The sequence below is a fragment of the Okeania sp. genome, assembly GCF_983059655.1.
In genome coordinates this window covers 1-8,947 of record NZ_CEZPJD010000077.1, presented here as the reverse complement: position 1 = coordinate 8,947, position 8,947 = coordinate 1, and the positions used below count along the sequence as shown (strand labels likewise).

The window sequence follows — 8,947 nt, the reverse complement described above, 5'->3', positions numbered from 1 at the left end:
ACTCCAACTGCAGAAACTAAAGTTGTTAAACCGACGATAGATAAAGCACAAGCAACAACTACCACAGAAGAAACTAAAGTTGTTGAACCTACTGTAGAAGAACAGAAATCAACTACTAATCCCGAAGGTAAGTCTCAAAGCATTAAACCTACTGCAGAAAAACCACCAACAGTAACTCCCACAGAAGAAACTAAAGATGTTAAACCTACTGTAGAAAAACCACCAACAACAACAACTATTACTACAAAACCGGAAGCCCTAGAACAAAAAGTTGCTGCTCAAGTAGAAACTTCAACCTTAGATGACCAACAACCTGTAGAGACAACAACTAATGAAACTTTTGATAGTGAACAACTACAAAAGATTAAAGAAAAATTGATCGATACTTTTGCTTATTTTCCTGATTACATTAGTCAATTCTATCAAACATATCAACGTCAGCTTAAAGTAATTGGTTCGTTGATATTAATCATATTAACCTTCAGGTTAATTCTTGGTTTCCTAGAAGCTTTAGAAGGAATTCCTACTTTATCAATTAGCTTTGAATTCATAGGTATCGGATATTCAGTATGGTTTGTTTACCGTTATTTGCTGCGAAAATCTAATCGACAAGAATTATTAGATAAAATTCAAGATATCAAAGCAGAAATTGTTGGCAAAAAATCTTAAACTTCTAATAGTTTCAGATACTGAAAACAACATGGGGGGAATTAAAAATTAAAAGTAAACAAAAAAAATGTTTGCTTCAGAGGTTGTCTGAGAAATCCTATTTGCTACATACAAGCCCCCTAAATCCCCCAAAATTGGGGGAATTTTAGAAACAAATTGACTCTTGTTCCCCCCAAAGTTGGGGGGCTAGGGGGCAAAATTTAGTATCAAAAAACTTTTCAGATATCCTCTCAAATTCCCCCCAATAATTTTTTTGAATTTCTTTATCCGAAAACAGCTCCCTACCCTACATGAATAGAAATAAACGAAGAAAAACAACATTATTTTTAGTAGTATTATTTTCATTAGCTGGGATACAGAAAATCAATCCTGTTTTATCCCAAGATTTACAATTGACGCCCATATTTGAAGATGTAAATCTGTATCCAAAATCTCCTCAAAACCGAATGATTATTAGAGGATTAAGTGGAGGACCTGTATCTGCAAAAGAAAAAACAGGTAGAAATGACACGATAACTGGACCTTGCGTAGGTTTTATTGATCGAAAACCAGATCATAGATTAATTTTAAATGGCTTTTTTCAATCCCTGAAACTTGAAGTTAAAAGTAGTGAAGATACAACATTAGTAATTAGAGGTCCTGGGGGAAGTTGGTGTAACGATGACTTTGAAGGAAAAAATCCTGGAATTATGGGTCAATGGTTTTCAGGTACTTATGAAATATGGGTAGGTTCTTACCAAAGAAATAAATATTATCCCTATGTTATTAAAATTACTAAAGAAGAAGATTGATATATTGCCCAGTGTGGGTAGATAGGGAGTTCAACAATTAATTATTAATTAGGGTTTGTTGAATAAATCTAAAAGTATTTGTAGATAAAGGTTTTAGCTTTTTTAAGTATCAAAAAGTACGAAGTTTTAGGTAGTAATGGTTCAATTAGGAGCTGATTTTGGTCAAGATAGGGGCAAAAAAATTACTCTTACTATGATGAATGGTCACTGACTCTATAATCCTCATTTATTCTAACTCCTAACTACTCCCTACTCCCTTTTTCTCCTGCTGGGAGGGGTTATGGGTAGATTCTTACAAAGATCAAAAGCAAACCCTAATTATTTTTTTCACTGTACAAAAAGAGAGAGTAGAAAGTAGGCAGAAAGAATAGAATAAATGTATATAGTACGAGAATTAATTTAATTTGTTATTATTTGGAGATGCTTAGTGGGAGCATCTTGCTCTCGTTCCAAGTGTTTTTTATCTCCACTTGTATCATGTCCAGATAATAGCGTGATAGAACTCGGTTCCGCTTACGCAAACAAAAACCTTCTCCCTTTGAATTCTTCTTTCCCTTCTGCTTTCTATCCTCTGCCTTCTGCCTTCTTCTTATGTTTCAGAAGGAGAAGATTGACTCATAAAAGGAGTCAAATAAGCAACCAAAGCTCCAATCAAAAAACCTGCAATATTACGAGTCAATGGCAACCAATCTGAAGTTCTCGTCACTACTGGGCCAATTCCGAAAGCAATAAACAAAATTCCCCACAATGGAGAAAATATTAACGCCCACTGCCAAGAAAAAGCTTGGTCTGGTTTCCGGGGTTGAGCTGCAAAACCACAAATTACTCCGCCAAGCGCTGATGTAATCAAAGTTAAAATCCATTGCTCTCTTGGTAAACCTGGTACAACGTTACAACCACCTTGACGTAAACAAGTTTTGATAGATTCTAATGATTGGATAATAGATTGGTCCTCACCTTGGTCTCGCACAAAAAATTGATTACCGTAGCGAGTTTGTAACTCTACCCAATATGTCCGAGGCAGGAATTCATAAAGAGCACGACCAACATTAAAGTTCAGAATATTACCGCCACGGGAGTCAGCTACTAATAAAACACTTTTATTATCAAGTTCCCAAAAATCTTTAACTGCTCTACCAGGAGTACGGTCAAATTGAGTCAAAACCCTCAGTTTCCAGCCAGTTTCAGTTTCAAATTGCTCTAAATCTTTGGCTAATATATCTTCTTGAATGTCTGTTAAGTTTCTGGCTAAGTCAATAATTGGTGTTTTTTCTTCGGGGAGTAATTGAGGATTATCATAAGCGTTGGCAACCCCTGGGGTTAGAGCAAAAATCGATAATGCTACGAAAACTGCTGTAATTAATAAATAAAAATTTTTCAAAAAGTGTTTTTTCATTTTGTCTTTAGTTTTAAGCTCAAAAGTGGACAGTAAATGCTTGTATTAAAAAAGGTTCAGAAAAATCTCATATTTCTTTACATTTATTTACTTTAACTCACATTTGTATAAAATGCGCAGCCAATGTTAATATTTTTGAAACTTTTGACTGAATAATATTGACTCTTACCAATATAAATTAGGATTTGATTATGTATTAAAAATCACAATTTCTATTTTTTATGGCTAAGACAACAAGTATAAGTGATACAATTTCAAACTCAACTTAACCAACTTGCCGCTAAAGCAATTGCTAAAGCATCAGCAGCATCATCTGGTTTAGGAATATCCTCTAAATCTAATTCTCTTGCTACTGCTTGTTGAACATCAGATTTATTTGCATTGCCATAACTTGTTAGTGCCTTTTTAATTTGTGCGGGTGTAAACTCTATTAATGGAATTCCATGTTGAGCCAATACTAACATTAAAATTCCTCTAGCTTGAGCAACTAAAATTGTACTGCTCATACGATAAAAAAATAGTTTCTCTGTAGCTACTAAGTCTGGCTGAAAGGTATTAAATATCGTATGTAAATCTTCATAAATGGTGATTAAACGCTCACCCATTTCTTGTTTTTTTGTAGTTTTAATTACCCCAAAATCAACCATAGAAGTAGAATCTATTTTCCCTGTTTTTGAATTATAAACACATTTAATTACTCCAAATCCTAATACTGCCAAACCCGGGTCTAATCCAATAATTAACTTTTCCATCTTGATTTAATAAGGAATAATTTTTGAAGAGAAAACTTACAGTAGATTTGGTGGTATATGAGCTACAAATATTAATTATTCTGTTTTCAGGATAGGTAATTATTACAGCAGTTTTGTAGTTGATGAGATACAAAATTTTAGGACTTTAGGGAGTAGGGAGTAGGGAGTAGGGAGTAGGGAAAAAAAGATTAGCCTTAAAAGTGTACCTCACTATTCTAAAAAGTGCTGTAATTATTGAAATTCTCAATTTGTATATTCCTTAGCAATATAATATAGCAGTCGAAGCAAAGAAAGCAGACATACCAAAAGCATAAAACTCAGACAAAACAATATTTTTCCTTTTATCCTAGATAACTAAACACCTTCTTCCTTCTTTACTTCTTTGAAAAACTTGAAGCGATCGCTCACTGAATTTATTTAACTAAAAATAATTTTTGATGAAATTAGGGGAAACATCAATACAAGTTTTTTATTAAAAATTAACTCTCAAATTTTTTAATTGCCAAAAACTTGCTTTTATACAATCTGCTTCTTCCTAAAATATTCAACTACAACTCAGAAGATTAATGATTAATTTATCAAAATAATTCGGTTCTTCACCGCTCAACTAAACTTACCGAATAATTAAGGTTTAAATCCTCTCCTTTAAAGAATAAAAAAGTGGTCGTTAGCAGAGCTTCCCGGAGGGTGGGATGGCAAGGAAACCCTGCCATATCCAATCTACCAAGAGAAGAAAAAATTTTCCCTACTACGTTAATCCTCTTCTTTTCAAGGAGAGTTAATTGTTAATTATTAATTGTTGAACCCCGCCTTTTAAAGCCAAATATTTTTGGAAGATTGCTCAAAATCCCCGTTACAAAAATAACTTCTGACTGTCTTGAGTGTGTCTTGCATTCTGAGGTTCCCTCAAAATTACACACTCGCTTCTGCCTTCTGACTTCTGACTTCGTTAAGCTTCCTCTTCCACTAATCCAAAGACTCTATTGAAAACCTTCTTTACCTTATCACCCGAATCAATACTTTCCAATGGATCTTTTCGTAGTCGATGCCGTAAACACATTGTAATCACACGACTAATATCTTCCACCGTCACTTCTGTCTTGCCCTCAAAAGCAGCTAGAGCTTTTGCTGCACGGTTAGTAACAATATCTCCCCGTAAACCATCCACATCTAACTCAGAACAAACTTGAGAAATTTTCACTCGTAAATCATAATCAACTTCCACCGACTTCAGCTTTTGTTGAGCACCTACAAGCTTATCCTGTAATTCCTCCTGTTGTATTTGGTAATTTAATAAAAATTCTTGAGAATTTTGGTCAAAAGCTGAACGTTGTTCAACAATTTGAACTCGCAATGAAGGGTCTTTAACAGTTCTAATTTCGGCGTGCATTCCAAATCTGTCCAGTAATTGAGGCCGTAATTCCCCTTCTTCTGGATTTCCCGAACCAACAAGCACAAAACGAGCAGGATGACGAATAGAAATACCTTCTCTTTCTACAGTATTCCATCCACTGGCTGCTGAGTCAAGCAAGACATCAACTAAGTGGTCATCTAAAAGATTAACCTCATCCACATATAAAATGCCACGATTTGCCTTAGCTAATAATCCAGGTTCAAAAGCTTTTACCCCTTCTGATAAAGCCTTTTCAATATCAATAGTACCACAGACCCGGTCCTCAGTAGCTCCTAAAGGTAAGTCCACCATTTGGACTTTTCTTTTCACTGTGGCAATTTCTTGCTGTTGTGCTAATCTTCCTTGCACAGCATCGCTCATTAGATCGGGGTCTTGAGGATCGCTGTTGAAAGGATCGTCTAGAACAATGTCAATTTCTGGGAGCAGATCGGCTAAAGCACGGATAGTAGTGGATTTACCTGTGCCGCGATCGCCCATAATCATTACACCCCCTATTTTGGGGTCAATTACATTTAATAACAAGGCCAGTTTCATTTCTTCCTGGCCGACAATTGCAGTGAAGGGAAAAACAGCCCGAATTCTGGGGACGGCTGGTTTAACTGATGTATTTACCGTATTATTGGCTTGAGCGATTGGACTCACAGTAGACTCTAAATTCTGATTACTAATTTTTATTTTTGCACATTGACGGACAATTAGAATTTCTTTATGTAGGGGAATAGGGAATAGGCAACAGGGAACAGGGAACAGGAAATAACAAACACTGAAGCAATAAAATTATCATAAAGATTTAGGATTGGTATATAGCGGGAAACCCAGGCAACAGGCAATAGGCTATAGGTAAATAGAGAATTCTTTAAGTTAGTAAATAAAATGCTTTAAAATGCCTATGTTCACTTCGAGTATCTAGTATTGATAGAAATTATGACAAGCCAAAGTTCTACTCCTGTGATTGTTAATGGTGCTGCGGGCAAGATGGGCCGTGAAGTAATAAAAGCTGTAGCAAATGCTAGTGACATGACTCTTTTTGGTGCAATAGACCACCAACCTGAGCATATTGGCCAAGATATTGGTGATTTGTGTGGTTGTGGAGAACTAGAAGTGCCAATTATTAATGATTTACAGGGTATGCTAGTAATGGCCACCCAGGAAAAACAACCAGCAGTAATGGTTGATTTTACTCACCCAGATAGCGTTTACGAAAATGTTCGTTCTGCTATTGCTTATGGTGTCAGACCAGTGGTAGGAACTACAGGTCTTAGTCCAGAGCAAATTCAGGACTTAGCAGAATTTGCAGAAAAAGCCAGTATTGGTACACTAATAATCCCTAACTTCTCTATTGGTATGGTTTTGCTCCAACAAGCAGCGATCGCCGCTTCCCAGCATTTCGATCATGTAGAAATTATTGAGTTACACCACAATCAAAAAGCTGATGCTCCTAGTGGTACTGCAATTAAAACTGCAGAAATGTTATCAGAACTAGGAAAGACTTACAATATACCTAATGTTGAAGAAACAGAAAAAATAGAAGGGGCCAGAGGTTGTTTAGCAGAGGAAGGAATTAGGATTCATAGTGTACGCTTACCTGGTTTAATTGCTCATCAAGAAGTAATATTTGGTGGGCCTGGTCAAATTTATACCTTACGACATGATACAACAGATAGGTCTTGCTATATGCCTGGAGTTTTATTAGCCATCCGTAAAATTCAATCTTTAACCAAATTAATTTATGGTTTAGAAAAGCTACTTTAAACTAAGATCCACTGCGTCTACTACGTCTACTTTGGCGAGAACGAGTTGAGATATCATACTCTAAAACTGCACCTATGCCAAACAAAATCGCAGTAAATACAAAGAATACCTCTAATAAACCTCCACTTTCATAATCTCCTTGAGCGCGTGAATCTGACCACTTAAAATACATATCAGCAATGTAAAGAGAAAATGTAGCAGCAGCAATCATGCGCCAAGACTGAGAAAAACGTCCACCCCAAAAAGCTAGAAGTAAAGCAGTAGCAATAATTAGTAAAAATACATCAGCAATGATATAAAACAAGTTTATGCTATAAGCAAATTGTTCTAAGTTTTTATCTATACTGATTACCCAAGAAGGAGCCAAATTAGCCGATACTTCTTCTATATCTACCTCTTCTAAGACTGAAGTATCTGGAATAGATGATATACCAAAAAATGAAGGTTCAGCGACCCAAATAGCCAAAGCAATTCCTGCAACTGCGACTCCAGCTAAAACTCCCCACTGCCAAAATTCTAGATTTAATCGTTTAGAAGTTACAGCTAAAGTCATGCCCCAACCAATGAACAAGTAAGAAAAAACGTAGAAAATATCTGCTAGTGAAACATCAGGGTCTAGTTCCCAAAGTAGTTCCCAACAACCAAAAACTAAACCAGCAAGAAAGTAAAATAATAATCCTAGACCAATGCCCATCCATACATTGCGCCCGCTAACCATTTGAGGACTTTGCCAATTTCTCAAGCAAACTATAGAGGCGAATAAGTAAGCTCCCAATTCAAATATATAAGTACCAACAGAGTACCAAAAAGGTAATTCTTCACCTGGTAAAGGCACGCTAAACAGGAGAAAAAATAATAGGGCAAGTACGCCCCAAATAAGACCAGTAATTACAATACTCTGGGCTGAGAATAAGGACTTAGTCAGGGTAGATGATTTTTCTGAAGTGCTGCTCATAGGAATATTCTCATCAAGCTTAACTTTGGACACATATTTTATCTCCATTTCTACCATTTTTAGTCTTTGTTTGAGATTTATCAAAGGTACTCAGGAGATAAAAATAGACTTACTTTGTTTTCTTGACCAATCAATATTAAATACATAGATTTTTTTCATCAATCAAATTAAAATTAATGAATTTAACCTAGTCTTAATCAAGATTGGACACAATAAAATATTGATAGACTATTTGATTTTAAATGCTGTTTAAACATATAAATACAATCTGATGGTAAACTTATTATGTAGCAATATTTTATTTAATTTAGACCGACCAATATCAATTTTTTACCGAAAAATTGTCGTCTAAAGCCTCCCCTTTATAAGGGGATAAAAAAATAGAATATTTCAGATTTCAATCCCAACGCTTTCCTACAGAATGCTGCGCAAACAGATAGAGGTACTAATAACTGATAACTGAAATGACCTAACTCCAGAAGTGATATTGGCAAACTTTTTAAATTACTTTACTGCCCATTGTTTACCTTCAGGAAATTGATTCAGCCAAGCCATAAACTGACTTTTATCAGTACTAGACATAGATTCTAAGATTTCATCAATACCTTCAGCAAAATTGGAATTACCAAAATATTGTTCGCCTAAATGATGGACTTCTTGCAGTAAAGTATATAGATGAACTTCCCGCCAAGAAGGTAGTGGTAATTGTTTCACAGGATCGACAGTTAATAAAGCCTTAGTTGCATCAGGAGAATCAGTATTAGGAAAGTTCCTGTTTTGAAGAAGCTTAGTAAAGTCCTTGTGAAAAGACTTAGCCTGTCGATTACCTAATAAATCTTCTACATCAAAGTAAACAGCTTGTACTAGCAATAAACAACCCTGAATAAAAGAAGGGGCAATGGTATCCTCATCTTTTGAGTCTTCATTATTAAGTTGTTCTAAGCGGATTTTTCCCCAAACACTATATCTGTCGGGTTCCTCTAGTAAAACACAAGCTTTACCACGATTATCTGTTAAATCCCGCCAGAAGGATCTAGCTTCATCTGCTTGCTCGGCCTTAAAAAGACTGATTAAGCGAAAAGTTTGCCCTTGATAATTAAGAATAGGGATCTGTTGATCCTTTTTTGGGTGTTGAATACTTGTAATTTCAACATCTTGCCTTTTCAGAATAAACATGACACTTTACATTCGACTCCCATAATTACCTGGGGTACTATT

The 8,947-nt window shown here is 35.5% G+C and carries 8 protein-coding genes; 3 read left to right on the top strand and 5 right to left on the bottom strand.

The annotated features are described in order from the left end of the window. The coding region (locus tag AC3DU7_RS07105) for a CAAD domain-containing protein (RefSeq protein ID WP_488038655.1) at window positions 1–669 on the top strand (669 nt) is incomplete at its 5' end. 290 nt (window positions 670–959) lie between these two features. Next, entirely contained in the window at window positions 960–1,460 is a 501-nt protein-coding gene (locus AC3DU7_RS07100; RefSeq protein WP_488038654.1) for a hypothetical protein, read from the top strand. A gap of 589 nt (window positions 1,461–2,049) precedes the next feature. Here the strand turns inward: AC3DU7_RS07100 and AC3DU7_RS07095 are convergent. The 3 genes from AC3DU7_RS07095 to bchI form a co-directional block, all read right to left on the bottom strand. Beyond that, a complete protein-coding gene (locus tag AC3DU7_RS07095; RefSeq protein ID WP_488038653.1) occupies window positions 2,050–2,856 on the bottom strand; it encodes a TPM domain-containing protein in 807 nt (268 codons plus the stop codon). Between the two features lie 260 nt (window positions 2,857–3,116). Next, window positions 3,117–3,608, bottom strand: a complete 492-nt coding sequence (gene ruvC / locus AC3DU7_RS07090; RefSeq protein ID WP_488038652.1) for a crossover junction endodeoxyribonuclease RuvC — start codon at window positions 3,606–3,608, stop codon at window positions 3,117–3,119. Between the two features lie 949 nt (window positions 3,609–4,557). After that, window positions 4,558–5,655: a magnesium chelatase ATPase subunit I gene (gene bchI / locus AC3DU7_RS07085; RefSeq protein WP_488038660.1), complete on the bottom strand. Its 1,098-nt coding sequence runs from the start codon at window positions 5,653–5,655 to the stop codon at window positions 4,558–4,560. Between the two features lie 291 nt (window positions 5,656–5,946). Between bchI and dapB the strand changes: the two genes are divergently transcribed. Then, the gene (gene dapB / locus AC3DU7_RS07080) at window positions 5,947–6,774 is read left to right on the top strand and encodes a 4-hydroxy-tetrahydrodipicolinate reductase (protein ID WP_488038651.1); all 828 of its coding nucleotides are present in this window, start codon (window positions 5,947–5,949) and stop codon (window positions 6,772–6,774) included. Window position 6,775: 1 nt separating this feature from the next. Here dapB and AC3DU7_RS07075 read toward each other — a convergent pair whose 3' ends face one another. Both AC3DU7_RS07075 and AC3DU7_RS07070 read right to left on the bottom strand, forming a co-directional pair. Beyond that, window positions 6,776–7,729, bottom strand: coding sequence for a hypothetical protein (locus tag AC3DU7_RS07075; RefSeq protein WP_488038659.1), 954 nt, complete (start codon window positions 7,727–7,729; stop codon window positions 6,776–6,778). 504 nt (window positions 7,730–8,233) lie between these two features. After that, window positions 8,234–8,905, bottom strand: coding sequence for an Npun_F0813 family protein (locus AC3DU7_RS07070; RefSeq protein ID WP_488038650.1), 672 nt, complete (start codon window positions 8,903–8,905; stop codon window positions 8,234–8,236). Window positions 8,906–8,947: the final 42 nt, after the last annotated feature.

Bases quoted from the DNA above. Each gene is read 5' to 3' on its own strand.
- AC3DU7_RS07095 (WP_488038653.1), bottom strand. From the start codon at position 2,856: ATGAAAAAACACTTTTTGAAAAATTTTTATTTATTAATTACAGCAGTT.
- ruvC (WP_488038652.1), bottom strand. From the start codon at position 3,608: ATGGAAAAGTTAATTATTGGATTAGACCCGGGTTTGGCAGTATTAGGA.
- AC3DU7_RS07070 (WP_488038650.1), bottom strand. From the start codon at position 8,905: ATGTTTATTCTGAAAAGGCAAGATGTTGAAATTACAAGTATTCAACAC.
- dapB (WP_488038651.1), top strand. From the start codon at position 5,947: ATGACAAGCCAAAGTTCTACTCCTGTGATTGTTAATGGTGCTGCGGGC.
- AC3DU7_RS07075 (WP_488038659.1), bottom strand. From the start codon at position 7,729: ATGAGCAGCACTTCAGAAAAATCATCTACCCTGACTAAGTCCTTATTC.
- AC3DU7_RS07100 (WP_488038654.1), top strand. From the start codon at position 960: ATGAATAGAAATAAACGAAGAAAAACAACATTATTTTTAGTAGTATTA.